Origin of the sequence: Roseisalinus antarcticus (assembly GCF_900172355.1) — a bacterium.
Taxonomy (GTDB): domain Bacteria; phylum Pseudomonadota; class Alphaproteobacteria; order Rhodobacterales; family Rhodobacteraceae; genus Oceanicola; species Oceanicola antarcticus_A.
In genome coordinates, this window is record NZ_FWFZ01000026.1 from 21,314 (window position 1) to 38,891 (window position 17,578).

Annotated in this window: 15 protein-coding genes; 10 read left to right on the forward strand and 5 right to left on the reverse strand. The window is 68.9% G+C overall.

Features of this window, described 5'->3' with window-relative positions; all coding sequences use genetic code 11:
• Positions 1-72: 72 nt before the first annotated feature.
• From ROA7023_RS17805 to ROA7023_RS17815, 3 genes are all read left to right on the forward strand, one after another.
• Positions 73-516: an ABA4-like family protein gene (locus tag ROA7023_RS17805; protein WP_085880407.1), complete on the forward strand. Its 444-nt coding sequence runs from the start codon at positions 73-75 to the stop codon at positions 514-516.
• Positions 513-1,319, forward strand: a complete 807-nt coding sequence (locus ROA7023_RS17810; RefSeq protein WP_085880381.1) for a hypothetical protein — start codon at positions 513-515, stop codon at positions 1,317-1,319. Before ROA7023_RS17805 ends, ROA7023_RS17810 begins: the two co-directional genes overlap by 4 nt.
• A gap of 68 nt (positions 1,320-1,387) precedes the next feature.
• A complete protein-coding gene (locus tag ROA7023_RS17815; RefSeq protein ID WP_085880382.1) occupies positions 1,388-1,864 on the forward strand; it encodes a transglycosylase SLT domain-containing protein in 477 nt (158 codons plus the stop codon).
• 46 nt (positions 1,865-1,910) lie between these two features.
• Here the strand turns inward: ROA7023_RS17815 and ROA7023_RS17820 are convergent, their stop codons facing one another.
• Positions 1,911-2,507 (reverse strand): GcrA family cell cycle regulator, encoded by a 597-nt coding sequence (locus tag ROA7023_RS17820; RefSeq protein ID WP_085880383.1) that lies wholly within the window; start codon positions 2,505-2,507, stop codon positions 1,911-1,913.
• Positions 2,508-2,645: 138 nt separating this feature from the next.
• Between ROA7023_RS17820 and ROA7023_RS17825 the strand changes: the two genes are divergently transcribed.
• The 5 genes from ROA7023_RS17825 (at position 2,646) to ROA7023_RS17845 (ending at position 7,492) form a co-directional block, all read left to right on the forward strand.
• Complete coding sequence (locus ROA7023_RS17825) at positions 2,646-3,452, forward strand: ABC transporter permease (RefSeq protein WP_085880408.1); 807 nt, start codon at positions 2,646-2,648, stop codon at positions 3,450-3,452.
• A gap of 8 nt (positions 3,453-3,460) precedes the next feature.
• Positions 3,461-4,822 carry an FAD-dependent oxidoreductase gene (locus tag ROA7023_RS17830; protein WP_143535623.1) on the forward strand — a complete coding sequence of 454 codons (1,362 nt, stop codon included), beginning with the start codon at positions 3,461-3,463 and terminating at the stop codon, positions 4,820-4,822.
• A gap of 96 nt (positions 4,823-4,918) precedes the next feature.
• Positions 4,919-6,097 (forward strand): aspartate aminotransferase family protein, encoded by a 1,179-nt coding sequence (locus tag ROA7023_RS17835; RefSeq protein WP_085880384.1) that lies wholly within the window; start codon positions 4,919-4,921, stop codon positions 6,095-6,097.
• A gap of 76 nt (positions 6,098-6,173) precedes the next feature.
• Complete coding sequence (argF, locus tag ROA7023_RS17840; protein ID WP_085880385.1) at positions 6,174-7,100, forward strand: ornithine carbamoyltransferase; 927 nt, start codon at positions 6,174-6,176, stop codon at positions 7,098-7,100.
• Positions 7,097-7,492, forward strand: a complete 396-nt coding sequence (locus tag ROA7023_RS17845) for an ACT domain-containing protein (protein WP_085880386.1) — start codon at positions 7,097-7,099, stop codon at positions 7,490-7,492. Before argF ends, ROA7023_RS17845 begins: the two co-directional genes overlap by 4 nt.
• Here the strand turns inward: ROA7023_RS17845 and ROA7023_RS17850 are convergent.
• The 3 genes from ROA7023_RS17850 to ROA7023_RS17860 are packed head-to-tail and all read right to left on the reverse strand — an operon-like array spanning position 7,483 to position 10,149.
• Complete coding sequence (locus ROA7023_RS17850; protein WP_085880387.1) at positions 7,483-8,451, reverse strand: aldose epimerase family protein; 969 nt, start codon at positions 8,449-8,451, stop codon at positions 7,483-7,485. The genes ROA7023_RS17845 and ROA7023_RS17850 overlap by 10 nt on opposite strands.
• A 59-nt stretch (positions 8,452-8,510) precedes the next feature.
• Positions 8,511-9,341: an SMP-30/gluconolactonase/LRE family protein gene (locus tag ROA7023_RS17855; RefSeq protein WP_085880388.1), complete on the reverse strand. Its 831-nt coding sequence runs from the start codon at positions 9,339-9,341 to the stop codon at positions 8,511-8,513.
• 37 nt (positions 9,342-9,378) lie between these two features.
• On the reverse strand, positions 9,379-10,149 hold the full coding sequence (locus tag ROA7023_RS17860; protein ID WP_234992296.1) for an SDR family NAD(P)-dependent oxidoreductase: 771 nt from the start codon (positions 10,147-10,149) through the stop codon (positions 9,379-9,381).
• 174 nt (positions 10,150-10,323) lie between these two features.
• Between ROA7023_RS17860 and ROA7023_RS17865 the strand changes: the two genes are divergently transcribed.
• Entirely contained in the window at positions 10,324-12,729 is a 2,406-nt protein-coding gene (locus ROA7023_RS17865; RefSeq protein ID WP_085880389.1) for a heavy metal translocating P-type ATPase, read from the forward strand.
• On the opposite strand, the gene argE is transcribed toward ROA7023_RS17865, so the two are convergent.
• Complete coding sequence (gene argE, locus ROA7023_RS17870; RefSeq protein WP_085880390.1) at positions 12,726-13,883, reverse strand: acetylornithine deacetylase; 1,158 nt, start codon at positions 13,881-13,883, stop codon at positions 12,726-12,728. The two genes, ROA7023_RS17865 and argE, sit on opposite strands and share 4 nt — an antisense overlap.
• A 75-nt stretch (positions 13,884-13,958) precedes the next feature.
• On the opposite strand from argE, the gene ROA7023_RS17875 reads away from it, so the two are divergent.
• Positions 13,959-17,528 (forward strand): hydantoinase B/oxoprolinase family protein, encoded by a 3,570-nt coding sequence (locus tag ROA7023_RS17875; RefSeq protein WP_085880391.1) that lies wholly within the window; start codon positions 13,959-13,961, stop codon positions 17,526-17,528.
• Positions 17,529-17,578 lie beyond the last annotated feature (50 nt).

Consider the following 17,578-nt stretch of genomic DNA (forward strand, 5'->3'; position numbering starts at 1 on the left):
GTGGCTTGGCATGCAAGCTGGAAGGCGCTACACGATATTTCCATTGGATATATACAATGGAGACATCGCGGTATGCCCGACACGTCATTCAGCATCGCAAGCCTTGCGGCCATGGTCGGCTGGACAATCCTCATCTTCGCGCCGCGGCGCTGGCCGCTGCTCAACGGCGTGCCGCGCTGGGCGATCCCGCTGGCGCTCTCGGTTCTCTATTCGGGGCTGGTCCTCGCCAATTTCTCCGCATCCGGCGGCGGCTACGGCTCCATCGCCGAGGTCCGCCAGCTCTTCGCGTCCGACCAGGTGCTGGTGGCCGGTTGGGCACATTGCCTGGCCTTCGACCTGATGATCGGCGCGATCATGGCCGAGCGGATGGACCGGGCAGGGGTGCAGCGCCCGTGGCAGGCGCCGGTCCTTTGCGCGATCCTGATGTTCGGCCCGCTGGGCCTGCTGCTCGCGGTGCTGACCGAGGCGGGGCTGCGCCCGGTCACCCGCATCATTCCGCAGGGGGCAGTGACATGAGCGCCCTCGACACCGCCCGCGACCGGGACGAAACGCCGCCCCGGCCGCTCTGGTCCCTTGCGGCGCTGTCGGTCGCGCTGTTGCTGGTCCTGCTGGCGTGGGTCCCGTTCGAGGCCCGGCTGATCGACGGCGTGCCGGTCACGGCCAAGCCGCTGAAATTCGCGCTGTCCTTCGGGGTTCTGTTCGCCACCCTCGCGATGGTCGAGTCGCGCCTCAGCGCCCGGGTCACGGAGGGCAGGATTCTGAACGGGACGGTCCTGGCCATGGGGGCGGCCTTCACCGCCGAGATGGCCTATATCACGCTCATGGCGGCCCGGGGCGAGCCGTCGCATTTCAACAGCTCCACGCCCTTGCACACGTTCATGTACCAAAGCGTCATGGGCGCCGGCGCTCTGATTCTCGTCCTTGGTGTCGCGATCGTCGGCGTTCTGGCCTGGCGCGATGATGGGGCGCGGCTGACGCCGGCGTTGCGGCGGGGGATTGGCATGGGGTTCCTGATCTCTTTCGGGGCGACCCTTGTCACCGCCGGCTACATGAGCAACTTCGGCCGCCTGGTCGGAGAGCCTGCCCATGGCCTGACCCTGCCGCTCGCAGGATGGTCGACCGAGGTGGGGGACCTGCGTCCGGCGCATTTCCTGTCGCTGCACGCCATGCAGGTGCTGCCCCTGCTCGGCCTTTGGCTTGACCGGCGAGGCACCGCCTCGGCACTGCGGATCGTCGACGCGGCGGCGCTGGCCTATCTCGCGGTGACGGCGGCGGTCTTCGCCCAGGCGCTGATGGGGGTGCCGATGATCCGGCTCTGAGGCGGATACCCGCCGATGCCGGTCACAAGATTCTAGGCGATGCGCGATCCCGGCGATACGACGTCTTCATGATCCGCATAGTCCTTCTGTCCCTGATCCTGCTCGGCGCCTGCTCTCGTGGCGAGACGCCGGGCAACACACGGTCCAGCGCCCTCTTTCCCGGCGAGACGCGGGAGATGCGCGAGATGATCAACAGCTTTTCCGCCCGTTATGGCGTGCCGGCCCCGCTGATCCACCGGGTGGTGCAGCGGGAAAGCGATTACCGGGCGCGGGCCCGCAACGGGCCCTACTATGGCCTGATGCAGATCCTGCCCGAGACCGCCCGCACCATGGGCCATGACGGCGCGGCCGAAGAACTGCTGGATCCGGCGGTGAACCTCACCTACGGGGTCAGATACCTGCGCGGGGCCTGGCTGTTGTCGGGCGGCGATTACGACGCGGCGGTGATGCACTACGCCAGGGGCTATTACTACGAGGCCCGGGACCGGTGCATGCTGGTCGAGACCGGGCTGCGCAACCGCGAGATCGCCCGCCGCTGCCGCTAGCGCCGCGCGAAACGCCCCATGTCAAGGCGCCGCGCGGCCGCGTTGATTATCGGCGGCGGTCCCGGCGCGAGGACATGGGCTGGAACGCAACGCCGACATGGGCCTCGCAATAGGGCTTTCCCTGCTGGACCGGCAGGCCGCAGAACCAGAAATCCTCGGTGGCCGGGTCGCCGATCGGCCATTTGCAGGTCCGCTCGGTCAACTCCATCAGGGTGATGCGCTTGGCCGATTTCTCAACCTCGCTGACCTTGGCGAACGCTTCCGGGCTGATCTCGTTCGCCGAGGGTTGCGGCGGCAGCGGCTGACCGGCGGGAATGATCGCGCGGCGGGCAGGGCTCATGGGCGGGGCGGGCGGTTCCACCGCGACCTCGGGGGTCTTCGCGGCGGGTTCGGGTTCGGGCTCCGGCTTGGGGGCAGCCTTGGCCTTGGCCGCCGGGGTGGGCGCGGGCGCTGGCTCCGCCGCCGCCGGGGCCGATTCGGCGCCGCCCGCGGGGGCGGTGCGATTCGACAGGCCCAGGCGATGCACCTTGCCGATCACCGCATTGCGGGTGACGCCGCCAAGCTCCTTGGCGATCTGGCTGGCGGATTGCCCCTCGCTCCACATCTTCTTGAGAAGCTCGACACGTTCGTCGGTCCAGGACATGAGTATTCCTTCGCTCGGAGATAGCACCGGGGCGCCTCACGCGCCGTCTCCGGTCTTGATGGCTTGGCCCCCTATTCTAAGCCTCGATTCGCCGGATACAAGGCGGGGCGAACGATTCGGACAATGCAGAGGGTGAAGATGAGCAACATGGACACGCAGATGGGGGTCAGACGCTTCGGCCAGGTGAACTGGCTGGGTCTCTGGACCCTGACAGTGCGCGAGGTCATGCGTTTTCTCAACGTCTGGTCGCAGACGGTGATGGCGCCGCTGATCAACGCAGGCTTGTTGCTGCTGATCTTCACCATCGCGATCGGGCCAGGCCGGGGCGCCGTGATGGGCGTGCCGTTCACGACCTTCATCGCGCCGGGGCTGATGACGATGACCGTGATCCAGAACGCCTTCGCCAATACCTCGTCGTCGATCACCTCGGCCAAGGTGAACGGCCATATCGTCGACACGCTGATGCCCCCGCTCTCGCCGATCGAACTGACGATCGGCTATGTCGCCGGTGCGGTCCTGCGCGGTCTGCTGGTGGCCATCGTGATCGCCATCGGCGTCTGGGTCTTTCTCGGCATCGTGCCGCACAACGTCTTCATCGTGCTGCTGTTCAGCATCCTGGGCGGCGCCTTCATGGGGGCGCTCGGCCTGATGGCCGGCATCTATGCGCAGAAATTCGACCAGCTCGCGGCGGTCAGCAATTTCGTCGTCACCCCGCTCGCGTTCCTGTCCGGCACCTTCTACTCGATCGAGGCGCTGCCCCCGCTGATGCAGACCCTCAGCCACATCAACCCGATGTTCTACATGATCGACGGGGTGCGCTATGGCATGATCGGCGTGTCCGACAGCTCTCCTTGGCTGGGGCTGGTGGTCTGCCTACTGGCCTGCGCCGCGGTGCTGACGATCGTCTGGCAGATGCTCAAGCGCGGCTACCGGCTCAAGTCCTGAGGCCTTCCGTGTACGCGATCCATGAGCCGGCCCGCGAGACGCCCGTGATCCACCGCACCGGCGTTCTTGTCGTGGGCGCGGGGCCTGCGGGCCTCGCCGCCGCGCTCGCCGCCGCCCGCGCCGGGGCGGAGGTCACCCTGGTGGAGCGTTTCGGGTGCTTCGGCGGCAACATGACCGTCGTCGGCGTCGAGGGGCTGGCCTGGTATCGCCACGAGCAGACGGTCGAGGCTGGAGGTATCTCGCGAGAGTATGAGGAGCGGGCGAAGGCGATGGGCGCCGCAACCCCCGAAAGCCAGTCGCTGAGCTATGAGATCGACAGCGAAGGCTTCAAGGTGGTGGCCGACCAGATGGTCGCCGAGGCCGGCATCCACGCCATGCTGCACCGCCAGGTCGTGGCCCCTGTGATGGAGGGCAATGCGATCCGGGGCGTGATCGTCGAATCGAAAGCCGGGCGCCAGGCGATCCTCGCCCGGGTCGTGATCGACGCGACCGGGGATGCCGACATCGCCCACCGCGCCGGTGCGCCGACCAAGACCACCCCGGTCGAGGATATGCAGGCCGCCAGCGTCATGTTCCACCTTGCCGGCGTCGACCTGCGCACCTTCCGGGCAGCCGTGGCCACCGATCCGCAAACCTACAGCAACTGGTCCACCGGCGAATGGACGGTCGAGACCTCCGGCAAGGAAGACGCGATGTATTCGCCCTTCCTCAAGAAGCCGTTCGAGGCCGCCCGCCGGGCGGGGCTGATCCCGGCCGACCTCACGACCATCGCCGGGACCTGGGGCGCGGTTCATGACACCGGAGAGCTTACCTACATGAACCTCGTCCACCTGGCCGAGGTCGACGGCACCGACCCCGACAGCATGACCCGCGGCGAAATCGAGGGCCGCCGCCAGGCAATGCTCGCCGTCGAGGCTCTGCGGGCGCACATGCCGGGCTGCGCCGGCGTCCGGCTGCGCAACTTCGGCATGTCCATCGGCATCCGCGACACCCGCAAGATCCTGGCCCGCTATGACATGACCGAGGCGGATGTGCGCCACCAGGCCCGCTTCGACGACAGCATCGGCATCTATCCGGAGTTCATCGACGGCTACGGCGTGTTGATCCTGCCGACCACCGGCCGCTACATGCACATCCCCTACCGGTCGATGCTGCCGCAGGGCGTGGACAACCTCCTGGTCGCGGGCCGCGCCATCGGCGGTGATCCCCTGGCCCATGCGGCCACCCGCAACATGGCCTGCTGCGCTGTGACCGGGCAGGGCGCGGGCGTCGCCGCCGCGCAGGCCGTGGCGACCGATACGCCGCTCGACCGGCTCGACATCGCCCGCCTGCAGCACACGCTCGCCGCGCAAGGGGTCCGCCTGCACTGACCTGCACTGACCTGCACGGATCTGCGCCAAGCGGAATTGACTTGGACGCCGCCCTGCTGCACGAACGGGCCTTCTTTTCTCAAGAGGACTCTCGTGATGATCCCGTCCATTCTGCCGACCTACAACCGTGCGCCGCTCTCGTTCGAGACCGGCACCGGCTCCTGGCTTGTGGCGACGGACGGGCGACGCTTCCTCGACCTCGGCGCCGGGATCGCGGTCAACGCGCTGGGCCATGCCCACCCCGCGCTGGTGGAAACCCTGACCGAACAGGCCAACAGGATCTGGCACCTGTCGAACCTCTACCAGATCCCCGAGCAGCAGAAGCTTGCCGACATGCTGGTCGACCTGACCTTCGCCGATACGGTGTTCTTCACCAACTCGGGCACGGAATCCTGCGAGCTCGCCGTCAAGATGGCCCGCCGCTACTGGTCCGAGCGGGACCCCGCACGGACCCGGATCCTGACCTTCGAGGGCTGCTTCCACGGCCGCTCCTCGGCGGCGATCGCCGCGGCGGGCACGGAAAAGATGACCAAGGGCTTCGGACCGCTTCTGCCCGGCTTCACCCAGCTTCCCTTCGGCGACCACGATGCCCTGCGCGAGGCAGCCCAGGCCCCCGACATCGCCGCCATCATGGTCGAGCCGGTGCAGGGCGAAGGCGGCATCCGCCCGCTGCCCGACGCCTGCCTCAAGGGCCTGCGCGACCTCTGCGACGAGACCGGCGCCCTGCTGATCTTCGACGAGGTCCAGTGCGGGGTGGGCCGCACCGGCCGGCTCTTCGCCCATGAATGGTCCGGGGCGACGCCCGACATCATGATGGTTGCCAAGGGCATCGGCGGCGGCTTCCCGCTCGGCGCGGTCCTGGCCACCGAACGCGCGGCCGGCCCGATGACCGCGGGCAGCCACGGATCGACCTACGGCGGCAACCCGCTGGGCTGCGCCGTGGGCGCCAAGGTGCTGGAGATCGTCTCGGATCCGGACTTCCTGGTGGATGTGAACCGCAAGGCCGGCCTCCTGCGCCAGAAGCTCGAAGGTCTCGTGTCCTCGCATCCCGACATCTTCACCGAAGTGCGCGGCACGGGCCTGATGCTCGGCCTCCGCTGCAAGGCGCCCAATACCGACCTGGTCAATGCCGCCTATGCCGAGGAGATCCTTACCGTGGCCGCGGCGGACAATGTCGTGCGCCTGCTGCCGGCCCTGACGATCACCGACGAAGATCTCGCCGAGGCCGTCGACCGCCTCGACCGCGCCGCGGCCCGCCTAGAGGCCGCTGCCTGATCTTCTTCTGGTTCCAAATATCCCGGGGGGAAAGGGGGCAGAGCCCCCGGACCCGGCCGGCAAGAAAGCCTGTCCCATGACCCATTTCCTAGACATCAACAAGACCGACGCCGGCGCGCTGCGGCAGATCATCGACGCCGCGCAAACGATGAAGGACAGCCGCAACGGCCGCCCCAAGGGCGCCCCGGACGACGAACAGCCCTTCGCGGGCCGCATGGTCGCGCTGATCTTCGAAAAGCCCTCCACCCGGACCCGGGTCTCCTTCGATGTGGGCGTCCGCCAGATGGGTGGCCAGACGTTGGTGCTCTCGGGCGCCGACATGCAACTCGGCCACGGCGAGACCATCGCCGACACCGCCCGCGTGATGTCGCGCTACGTCGACCTGATCATGATCCGCACCTTCGAAGAGGCGACCCTGCTCGAGATGGCAGAGCATGCGTCCGTGCCGGTCATCAACGGGCTGACGAACCGTTCACATCCGTGCCAGATCATGACCGATATAATGACCTTCGAAGAGCATCGCGGCCCGATCCGGGGCAAGAAGGTGGTCTGGTCCGGGGACGGCAACAACGTGTTCAACTCCTTCGCCCACGCGGCCGGGGAATTCGGCTTCGACCTCACCTTTACCGGGCCCGAACCGCTTGATCCCGAAAGGATCTTCATCGAAGAGGCCCGTGCCAAAGGCGCGAATATCGAGATCGTCCGCGACCCGCACAAGGCGGTCGAGGGCGCCGATCTGGTCGTCACCGACACCTGGGTCTCGATGCACGATCCGCAATCCGCGCGGGAACGGCGCCATAACCAGCTGCGCGGCTATCAGGTGAACGCGGCGCTCATGGCCGGGGCGAAGCCCGACGCGCTTTTCATGCATTGTCTGCCCGCCCACCGCGACGACGAGGCGACCTCCGAGGTCATGGACGGCCCCCATTCGGTGATCTTCGACGAGGCCGAGAACCGCCTGCACGCGCAAAAGGCGATCATGCGCTGGTGCCTCGGGGTATGACCGGCCCGGTCCACGGCCGGCGCGAGATGATCGCCGCGATGGATCCGGTCCTCGACCCCCGGCCCTGGGCCTTCACCCTGATGCGGGGCCCCGCAGAGCGGGACGCCGCCCTCGCCACCTTCCGCGAGGACGAGGGGCTGTCGCTGATCGTGCCGGCAGAGCTTGCCCCTGCGTCGGCGCTCCGGATGCGGCGGATCACCCTCGGCGTCCATTCCGCGCTCGAAGGCGTCGGGCTCACCGCCGCCGTGGCCGGGACGCTGGCCGATGCCGAGATCCCCTGCAACGTGGTCGCGGCCTGTCACCACGACCACCTGTTCGTGCCCGAGGCGATGGCGGCCCGGGCGATGGACCTGCTCCGGGCTCTTCAGGCCGAGACCGCCGGTCAGGCCTGAGGGCCGCGGGCAAACCGCCATTCGGTGATCGTCCGGTAGGTCTCTCCGGGCTCCAGCACGATCGACGGAAAGGCGGGTTGATTGGCCGCGTCGGGCCAGCCCTGGGCCTCGATCGCGATCGCCCGGTAGGGGATCTTGCCCTTGCGCCCGTCAAAGATCTGCACCCCGGGCTCGGTCGTGGCGAGGGTCAGCGAGGTGCCCGAGGCGCCGGTCAGCCGCAACACCTCGCGCAAGGGCCGGGGCCCGTCGGAGAGGCAGAAATTGTGGTCCATCGCCGGCGCCCCGTTGCCGAAGCTCCTCTCGGTCCGGAAATCCATGTCGGTCCCGGCGACGCTGGCGATCTCTCTGGTCGGCGCTGCGGTCTCGTCGGTCGGCAGATAATGCTCGGCATCTATCCACATCCGATGCCCGGTCCAGTTCTGCGTTCCGTCAAGATTCCATGATCCGTGGTTGCACAGATTCAGGAATGTCGGCGCGTCGGTCGTGCCGGTCAGCGTCATCCGGATGGTCGCCGGGGCCAGAACCTCGAACCGCGCCCGGATCTGCCGGTTGCCCGGAAAGTTGCCCTCGCCCGCGGGCAGGTCCAACCCCAGCACCACGAAATCCGGTCCCTCGTCGAGGACATCCCAGACCTTGATGTGAACGCCTGCGCTGCCGGAATGCAGGGTATGGAGCGCCTCCTGGTTGGCCTCGAAGGCGATCTCTGCCCCGTCCAGACTGGCTCGCGCCCCCTTGATCCGGTTCGCGACGGGGCCGACGAGCGCACCGTCATAGACCAGGGTCCCATTCTCCCAGTCCTCGATCCGGTCGGAGGTCGGCGTCAGCGAATGCTCCGACCCGGCCAGCGTGACGCTTTGTATCACCGCACCATAGGTCAGTATCGTCACCGAGAGATCTCCCGCCGACAGCGGAATGGCATGGACGGCCCGGCCGTCCCGAAGGGTTCCGAATGGGGTCATATGTCGCCGCCAATCCTATTAAAGTGTTCTATCTTGACATCAAGGTCGCTCATGTGACCCTAGAGGATGACCCTGTGCTCTGCCTGGCCCTTCGCTCCCGTCGCCACGGCGAAGGTCTTGCCATGATGCGGGTTCAGCGGATCGTCCAGCCCGATGGCCGCCGAGGTGCAGTAAAGCGTCGAGAGATCAGCCCCGCCGAACGCCGGGCAGGTCGTCTGCGCCGCCGGCAGGCCGATGGCGGTCAGATAGCGCCCGTCGGGCCCGTAGGCCGCCACCCGGTGCGCCTGCCATTGGGCGTTCCAGAGGTTACCCTCGGCGTCGACCACCGCGCCATCGGGGTTCAGCCCCTCGGCCGTCAGGTCGATATGAACCTCGCGCTCGCCGTCGGGCCAACCCTCGCCATCGAGCGCGACCTTCCAGATCACGCGCGCGCCGGTGTCTGCGACATAGGCGGTCCTGCCGTCCGGCGCGAAACAGGTGGCGTTGGGGATGGCGATGCCGGCCCAAAGCTGACGCAGCTCGCCCCGATAGAAGCGATAGAACGCCCCGGCCGTCTGGGTCTCGTCCTGCGCCATAGTCCCGATCCAGAAACCGCCCTGCGGGTCGGCGCGGCCGTCGTTGGACCGCGTGGTGTCGCGGTCAGCCTCGAGCGGGCAGATATCTTCGAAGGCCCCTGTCTCGATGTCGAACAGGTGAAGCCCGCGGGCCGAGGCGATCAGCATTCGATCCCGGTCGACCCAGCCTGCCGCCGAGACGGGAAGGTCGAAGTCCCATTGCTTGCCCGACGTGTGCAGACGGCAGTTCGCAATGTCGAACCAGAAAAGCTGCCCCCGTTCCGGGTGCCACAGCGGTCCTTCGCCGAGCGTGCAGATCGTGTCGTCGAATATCATGCCCCGTCCCCTCCGGTTTTCGGTCTCCGGCGCCCTGTCACGTGCCGCTGACGACACCGCCGTCGGCGATCAAGCATTGGCCGGTGATCATGCGGCTGGCGTCCGACGCCAGAAACAGGGTCGGTCCCACCATGTCCTCGGCGCTCATCGCGTGTTTGATGTCCTGTCGCGCCAGCATGCTGTCGCGGGCCTCGTCGTCGATCCAGAGGTCGAGCTGTCGCTGGGTCAAGACCATCCCCGGAAGCAGCGCATTGACCCGAATTCCATCCGGCCCCCAGGCTCGCGAAAGCGAGCGGGTCAGGCCGACGATCCCCGCCTTCGCGGTGGCATAGACAGCCAGCTCTCCGGACCCGAGCGTCGACACGATGGAGGACAGGTTGACGATCCTCCCGCCGCGGCCCCTCATCGTCTCGGCCGCGCGCTGGGAGGCGAAGAAGAAATGCTTGAGGTTGATCGCCTGCATGGCGTCCCACTCCGCATCCTTGACGTCCATGGGTTCCAACCGCTGGTCATTGGCCGCGTTGTTGATAAGGACATCAAGCGGGCCGTGGGCTGCCTCGGCCTCTCCGATGGCGGCCTGAAGCCGGGCGGTGTCGGTCACGTCGCCCCGGATCGCCAGCGGGCGGAGGCCGGTTTCGCGCGCCACCTCGTCCGTGAAGGCGCTGTAATCGGACCGCCCGATGAAGGCGACGTGGGCGCCCTGCTCCAGGAAGCCGCGTGTCAACGCGGCGCCGATGCCGGACCCGCCGCCCGAGATGAAGACGCTCGCGCCTGAAAGGTCGGCGAATTTCGCACTGTGGCCATGCAAGGTCAGGATCCTCCTCCACCTGACGATATGCGCAACCGGTCGGGGGTTGAAAGGGGGCTCGGGCGAACTTTGTGCGCCCGGGAGAGGCTTTGCGTGCAGGCGGGCGGCTGGTGGACCGGACGGATCGGACCTAACTTGTGCGCAGCAGGCGATCTGGCGCCGGAAAGGACGATCATGGGCAAGCAGGAACATTTCAGCTTCGGCGTCGACAAACTGTCCTGCGCGGGCTGCGTCGGCCGGGCCGAGCGCGCCCTGTCGGCCGTGCCGGGGGTGGAGATCGCGCAGGTCAACCTCGCCACCCGCAACGCCCGGGTCGCTGGGCAGGCCGGTGCCACGGACCTTTCGGAGGCCCTCGCCCGGGCAGGCTATCCGGCCGTGCCGCGCAGCGTCCGGCTGGAGATCGAGGGCATGCATTGCGCCTCCTGCCTCGGCAAGGTCGAGCGGGCGCTGCAAGGGGTGCCCGGCGTCCTGTCCGCCCAGGTGAACCTGGCCACCAACGGCGCCGAGGTCGAGACGCTGTCGGACAACGACGCGGCGTTGATCGAGACGGTGGGCGACGTGGGCTACTCCGCGCGTCCTGTCACCGATGCGGTGCGGAGCGACGACAGGCAGGCCGCCGAAGCCCGGCGGCAGCGGACGCGCTTCCTCACGGCGGCGGCCCTGACACTGCCGGTCTTCGTGACCGAGATGGGCGGGCATGTCTTTCCCCCGATCCACCACGCCATCGCCGGGTCGATCGGGATGCAGGCCGCATGGTTGATCCAGATGATGCTGACGACAATTGTGCTGGCCTGGCCGGGACGGGAGTTCTTCCGAATCGGCGTGCCGGCCCTGTTGCATGGTGCCCCCGAGATGAATTCTCTGGTTGCGCTGGGCGCCGGCGCGGCGTGGAGCTATTCCGCCGTGGCGACGCTGGCGCCGGACCTGCTGCCGCCCGACGCGGTCGCGGTCTATTTCGAGGCGGCGGCGGTCATCGTCACCCTCATCCTGCTGGGCCGCTGGCTGGAGGCGCGGGCCAGGGGCCGGACGGGCGAGGCGATTCGGGCACTGATGGCGCTCGCGCCCTCGGTGGCGCGGGTTCGGCGGGGCGGCGATTTCGTCGATGTCCCGCTGGCGGAGGTCGTGGGGGGCGATGTCGTGCAGGTCCGTCCGGGCGAGCGCGTGCCGGTGGACGGCGCGGTGATCGAGGGCCGGTCCCACGTGGACGAATCCATGCTGACCGGAGAGCCGATGCCGTCCGAGAAAGGCCCCGGCGCCGCGCTGACCGGCGGCACGCTGAACGGCGGCGGTGCCCTGACCATGCGGGCCGGGGCCGTCGGCGCCGAGACGGTCCTGTCGCGGATCGTCGCGATGGTCGAGGACGCGCAGGGCGCCCGGCTGCCGGTGCAGGACCTGGTCAACAGGATCACCGGGGTCTTCGTCCCCGCGGTGCTTGGCGTGGCGGTGCTGACCTTCGGCCTGTGGCTGGCGTTCGGGCCCGATCCGGCGCTGACCCGGGCGCTGGTGGCCGGGGTGTCGGTGCTGATCATCGCCTGCCCCTGCGCCATGGGCCTCGCCGTGCCTGTGTCGATCATGGTGGGCACCGGGCGGGGAGCCGAGATCGGGGTCCTGTTCCGCCAGGGCGACGCGTTGCAGGCGCTTCATCGGGTTACCCGGGTGGTGTTCGACAAGACCGGCACCCTGACCAAGGGCAAACCCTCGGTCGTCACGGTCGAGGCGCCGGAGGAGATCCTCGCGCTCGCCGCCGCCATCGAGGCGCGGTCCGAACACCCGCTGGCGCGGGCCGTCGTCGCCGCGGCCGAGGGGCTGGCGCGGCCCGAGGTCACGGAGGTCCGGTCAGTGACGGGGCAGGGCATCGGGGCAATGTCGGAGAGGCGCAGGGTGCTCGTGGGCTCCGCCCGGTTCCTGGCCGAGGAGGGCGTGGCGCTTGGCGATCTGGGCGACCGGGCCAAGGCCCTTGGGGCCGAGGGGCAGACCCTGGTGCTGGTCGCCGTGGACGGTGTGGCGCGGGGCCTTCTGGGGGTGAGCGACGCGATCAAGCCGGGCGCGGCCGAGGCTGTCGCGCGGTTGAAAACACAAGGCCTGCGGGTGGCGATGGTCAGCGGCGATACCGAGGCGGCGGCGCGGGCCGTGGCGGCGCTCCTTGGCATCGACGAGGTGATCGCCGGCGTCCTGCCCGACGGCAAGGTCGCCGCCGTGCGCGGGTTTCAGGCCGACGGCCCGGTGGCTTTCGTCGGCGACGGCATCAACGACGCGCCGGCGCTCGCCGCGGCCGATGTCGGCATCGCGATCGGGACCGGGACGGACATCGCCGTCGAATCCGCCGATGTCGTGCTGGTTTCGGGCGATCCGGGGACAGTCGCCCGGGCGCTCACGCTCAGCCGCGCGACCATGGCCAATATCCGCCAGAACCTCGGCTGGGCCTTCGGCTACAACGTGTTGTTGATCCCGGTCGCGGCGGGCGCACTGGCGATCTTTGGCGGGCCGATGCTGTCGCCCGCGCTGGCCGCCGGCGCCATGGCCGCCTCCAGCGTGCTGGTGGTCAGCAACGCGCTGCGCCTGAAACGCGCGGCACGCTAGGACAGCCGGGTGCTGAGCCGGTCCAGGAAGGCGAGGCAGGCCTGCAACTGGTCCTTGGCGATCCACTCGTCTGGCTTGTGCGCCTGGTCGATGGATCCCGGGCCGCAGACCACCGCCGACAGGCCCATCGACTGAAACAGCCCCGCCTCCGTGCCGAAAGGAACCGTGCCCGCGCCGTTGGCCCCGGTCAGCTCGGCCACCAGGTCGCGGGCGGCATTCGGCTCCATCGGCTCCAGCCCGCGCACGTCGCCGATGACCTCGGTCTCGATGGCGGCTTCGGGATGGACCGCGCGCATGGCAGGCAGCAGGGTGCCGCTGGCATAGCTCTCGATGGCCTCGCGCACGAAATCGGTGTCCGAGGGCTGCACCGGGCGCATCTCCCAGGACAGGTCCGCCTCGCTTGGAATGACGTTGTGCGCCTGCCCGCCGTTCAGGCGGCCGACGTTGATCGTGGTCCAGGGCGGCTCGAACCGCGAGCCCCTGGGCGTGCGGCCTTTCAGATCCTCGGCCAGCGCATGGAGCCGCGTGACATAGCGCACCGCGTAGTCCACCGCGTTCACGCCGCAATCGGGTGAGGATCCGTGACCGGCCAGCCCGGTGAAGCGCACGGAATATTCGCAGCAGCCCTTGTGCCCCTCGATCACCTGCATCGAGGTCGGCTCTCCGATGATGGCCATCGCGGGCTGGGCTCCGCGGGTGCGCAGCGCATCGACCAGCGCCTGCCCGCCAATGCAGCCGACCTCCTCGTCATAGGTGAAGGCGAAATGGACGGGCCGCTGGGTGGCCCGTTCGGCAAAGCGCGGCGCCATGGCCATGCAAGCGGCGATGAAGCCCTTCATGTCGCAGGCCCCGCGGGCCGCGAGGCCGTTGTCGGTCTCGGTCAGCAGGAACGGATCGCTCGACCAGTGCTGGCCGTCGACGGGCACCACGTCCGTGTGCCCCGAGAGCACGATCCCGCCGGGCACGTCGGGGCCGAAGGTCGCCCAGAGGTTGGCCTTGGACCAGGTCGTGTCATGCAGGATCTCGACCTTCGCGCCAAGCGCTTCTAGCCGTTCGGCCGTGTCGGTGATCAGCGCGAGGTTGCTGTCCGTGGACACGGTCGGGTAGGCGACCAGGCGGCCGAGATGGGCGATTGTCTCTGTCAGTCCTGTCATGATGCTCCTTCCGACGGGCCTCGCTTTTCTCTTGGCGGCGGCAAGGTTAGGACAGGGGTAACGAAGGAGACGCACATGGGCCAGTGGCAATTCTGGATCGACCGGGGGGGCACGTTCACCGACATCGTCGCCCGCGATCCGGACGGGCGGCTGGTGACGCACAAGCTGCTGTCCGAGAATCCGGGCCGCTACGCCGATGCCGCCGCCCAAGGCATCCGGGACCTGCTGGGCGTGGCCGGGGGCGATCCGATCCCCGGTGCGCACATCGCGTCGGTCAAGATGGGCACGACCGTGGCCACAAACGCGCTGCTGGAGCGGGCGGGCGACCGCACCGCGCTGCTGGTGACCGAAGGCTTCGCCGACGTGCTGCGGATCGGCTACCAGAACCGCCCGCGCCTGTTCGACCTGGAGATCAAGCTGGCCGATCTGCTTTATGAACAGGTCGCCGAGGTGCCCGAGCGGCTGGATGCGGCGGGCGAGGTGCTGACACCGCTGGACGAGGCCGCCGCCGAGGCCGCGCTGGCGGCGATCCACGCGACAGGCATCCGCGGCGTGGCCGTCGCCCTGATGCACGCCTACGTGAACCCGACCCATGAACGGCGCATCGGCGAGATCGCCCGCGAGATCGGCTTCACCCAGGTCTCTCTCAGCCACGAGGCGTCGCGACTGATCAAGATCGTCGGGCGCGGGGACACGGCCGTGGTGGATGCCTACCTCTCGCCGATCCTGCGCCGCTATGTCGATCAGGTCGCGACCGAGCTGGGCGAGGATGCCGGGCGGCTGTTCTTCATGCAATCCAATGGCGGCCTGACCGAAGCGGGCCGATTCCAGGGCAAGGACGCCATCCTCTCCGGCCCGGCCGGCGGCGTGGTGGGCATGGCCGCGACGGCGGGGGCGGCGGGCTTCGACCGGCTCATCGGCTTCGACATGGGCGGCACCTCGACCGACGTCTGCCACTACGACGGCACCTTTGAGCGGTCGTTCGAGACGGTCGTGGCCGGCGTGCGCCTGCGGGCTCCGATGATGGACATCCACACCGTCGCCGCGGGCGGCGGGTCGATCCTCAAGTGGCAGGACGGGCGCACGCAGGTGGGCCCCGAAAGCGCGGGCGCCGATCCCGGCCCGGCCTGCTATCGCCGGGGCGGGCCGCTGACGGTCACCGATTGCAACGTGATGCTCGGGCGGCTTCAGCCCGACCATTTCCCCCATGTCTTCGGGCCGGACGGCGATCAGCCGCTGGACGCCGGCATCGTGCGCGAGAAATTCGCCGAGCTGACCCAGACCATCGCCGACCAGACCGGCCAGTCCCTGACCCCCGAGGCGCTGGCCGAGGGGTTCCTCCGCGTGGCCGTCGAGAACATGGCCCGCGCGGTCAAGAAGATCAGCGTCGAGCGCGGGCGCGACATCGCCCGCTATACCCTCGTCAGCTTCGGCGGCGCGGGCGGGCAGCATGCGACCCAAGTGGCCGACGCGCTGGGCATGGACCGGGTGTTCCTGCATCCCTTCGCGGGCGTGCTCTCGGCGCTGGGCATGGGCCTGGCCGAGATCCGCGCGATCGAGGAGCGCCAGGTCAACGCACCGCTGGAGGAGGCGGGGTCCGTCGATGTCCAGGTCCTGCAAGAGGCTGCCCGCGCCGAAGTCGCCGCCCAGGGCGGCGGCCGGATCCGGGTCGAGACCCGCGCCCACCTGCGCTATGCCGGCTCGCACCAGACGCTCGAGGTCGCCTGGGGCACGGCCCCCGAGCTGCGCGAGGCCTTCGAGGCCGCACACCGCGCCCGCTTCGGCTTTGCCACGCCGGACCGTGCCGTGACCATCGACAGCCTGACCGCCGAGGGCATCGGCGCGGCCGCCGAAACGACGGTCGACGCCCGCCCCGATCCGGCCGAGGATCCGGACCTGGCCGTGTCGGCCCATTTCGACGGCGAGACCCGGCCGACCCGCCTGTTGCCCCGCGCCGCGCTTCGACCAGGCGGCCCGGTGTCGGGCCCCGCGATCCTGACGGAACCCACCGGCACCAATGTGGTCGAACCCGGCTGGCAGGCCGAGGCCGACCCCTCCGGCAACCTGATCCTGACCCGCGTCACTCCGCGCGAGAGCCGCTTTGCCGCCGGCACCCAGGTCGACCCGATCCTGCTGGAGGTCTTCAACAACCTCTTCATGTCCATCGCCGAGCAGATGGGCACCACACTGGCCCAGACCGCCTATTCGGTGAACATCCGCGAGCGGCTTGACTTCTCCTGCGCGATCTTCGACCCCACCGGCGGACTTGTGGCCAACGCGCCCCACGTGCCGGTCCACCTGGGCTCCATGGGCGAGGCGGTCCGCACGGTGATCCGCCTCAACCCCGGGATGAAGCCGGGCGATGCCTTCATGCTGAACGCCCCGTTCAACGGCGGCACGCATCTGCCGGACGTGACCGTGATCACCCCGGTCTTCGGCGCGGACGGCACCATCCTGTTCTACGTCGGCTCGCGCGGGCACCACGCCGATATCGGCGGCCGCACCCCCGGCTCGGCCCCGCCCGACAGCACCCATATCGAGGAAGAGGGCGTCGTCATCGACAATTTTCGCCTGATGGCGGACGGCATCTTCCAGGAAGAGGCAACACGGGCGCTGCTCGCCTCGGGGGCCTATCCCTGTCGCAACATCGACCAGAACATCGCCGACCTCTCTGCGCAGCTGGCCGCGAACGCGACCGGCGCTGACGAGATCGGCAAGATGATCGCCGCCCACGGGATAGAAGTGGTGCAGGCCTACATGGGCCATGTGCAGGACAATGCAGAGGCCTCCGTCCGCGCCGTGATCGGCCGCCTGCGGGATGGGTCGTTCACCTATCAGCTCGACCACGGCGCCGAGATCCGCGTCGCGATCCGGGTACAGGGCGACCGGGCAGAGATCGACTTCACCGGCACCTCGCCGCAGCATTCCGGCAATTACAACGCGCCGCTCGCGGTGTGCCGGGCGGTGGTGCTCTACGTCTTCCGGACGCTGGTCGGGCAGGACATCCCGCTGAACGAAGGCTGCCTCAAACCCCTGAAGATCATCGCGCCCGAGGGCAGTATGATCAATCCGGTCCATCCGGGCGCGGTGATCGCCGGCAATACCGAGGTCAGCCAGGCCATCGCCGATTGCCTGTTCGGCGCACTGGGCGTGATCGCGGGCAGCCAGGGGACGATGAACAATTTCGTCTGGGGAAACGCGCGGTTCCAGAACTACGAGACCATCGCCGGCGGCACCGGCGCGGGGCCGGGCTTCAATGGGGCAAGCGCGGTCCACAGCCACATGACCAATACCCTGATGACCGACCCCGAGGTGCTCGAAAGCCGCTTCCCGGTTCGGGTGGAGCGGTTCTCCGTCCGCTCCCACTCAGGCGGGGCCGGGCGCTGGCGCGGCGGCGACGGGCTCGTCCGCCGCCTGCGCTTCCTGGAGGACGTGACGGTCACGACGCTCTGCTCGCACCGGGTCACGGCGCCCTTCGGCGGGGACGGCGGCGCCTCCGGCGCGATCGGCATCAATCGCGTGATCCGCGCCGGCGGCAGCACTGAGATCCGGCCCGGAAACGCGCAGACAGAGCTCGCCGCAGGCGACGCCTTCGAAATGGAGACGCCGGGCGGCGGCGGTTGGGGCACCGGCGACGACAACTGATCGCCGACGTCACCGCCCGGGCCCTCATCGCTCTCAATGCGAAACGGGCC

Coding starts and splice junctions, on each gene's coding strand:
- ROA7023_RS17855 (WP_085880388.1), bottom strand. CDS start 9,341: ATGATATTCGACGACACGATCTGCACGCTCGGCGAAGGACCGCTGTGG.
- ROA7023_RS17835 (WP_085880384.1), top strand. CDS start 4,919: ATGATCCCGTCCATTCTGCCGACCTACAACCGTGCGCCGCTCTCGTTC.
- ROA7023_RS17825 (WP_085880408.1), top strand. CDS start 2,646: ATGAGCAACATGGACACGCAGATGGGGGTCAGACGCTTCGGCCAGGTG.
- ROA7023_RS17820 (WP_085880383.1), bottom strand. CDS start 2,507: ATGTCCTGGACCGACGAACGTGTCGAGCTTCTCAAGAAGATGTGGAGC.
- ROA7023_RS17815 (WP_085880382.1), top strand. CDS start 1,388: ATGATCCGCATAGTCCTTCTGTCCCTGATCCTGCTCGGCGCCTGCTCT.
- ROA7023_RS17850 (WP_085880387.1), bottom strand. CDS start 8,451: ATGACCCCATTCGGAACCCTTCGGGACGGCCGGGCCGTCCATGCCATT.
- ROA7023_RS17805 (WP_085880407.1), top strand. CDS start 73: ATGCCCGACACGTCATTCAGCATCGCAAGCCTTGCGGCCATGGTCGGC.
- ROA7023_RS17875 (WP_085880391.1), top strand. CDS start 13,959: ATGGGCCAGTGGCAATTCTGGATCGACCGGGGGGGCACGTTCACCGAC.
- argE (WP_085880390.1), bottom strand. CDS start 13,883: ATGACAGGACTGACAGAGACAATCGCCCATCTCGGCCGCCTGGTCGCC.
- argF (WP_085880385.1), top strand. CDS start 6,174: ATGACCCATTTCCTAGACATCAACAAGACCGACGCCGGCGCGCTGCGG.
- ROA7023_RS17845 (WP_085880386.1), top strand. CDS start 7,097: ATGACCGGCCCGGTCCACGGCCGGCGCGAGATGATCGCCGCGATGGAT.
- ROA7023_RS17810 (WP_085880381.1), top strand. CDS start 513: ATGAGCGCCCTCGACACCGCCCGCGACCGGGACGAAACGCCGCCCCGG.
- ROA7023_RS17865 (WP_085880389.1), top strand. CDS start 10,324: ATGGGCAAGCAGGAACATTTCAGCTTCGGCGTCGACAAACTGTCCTGC.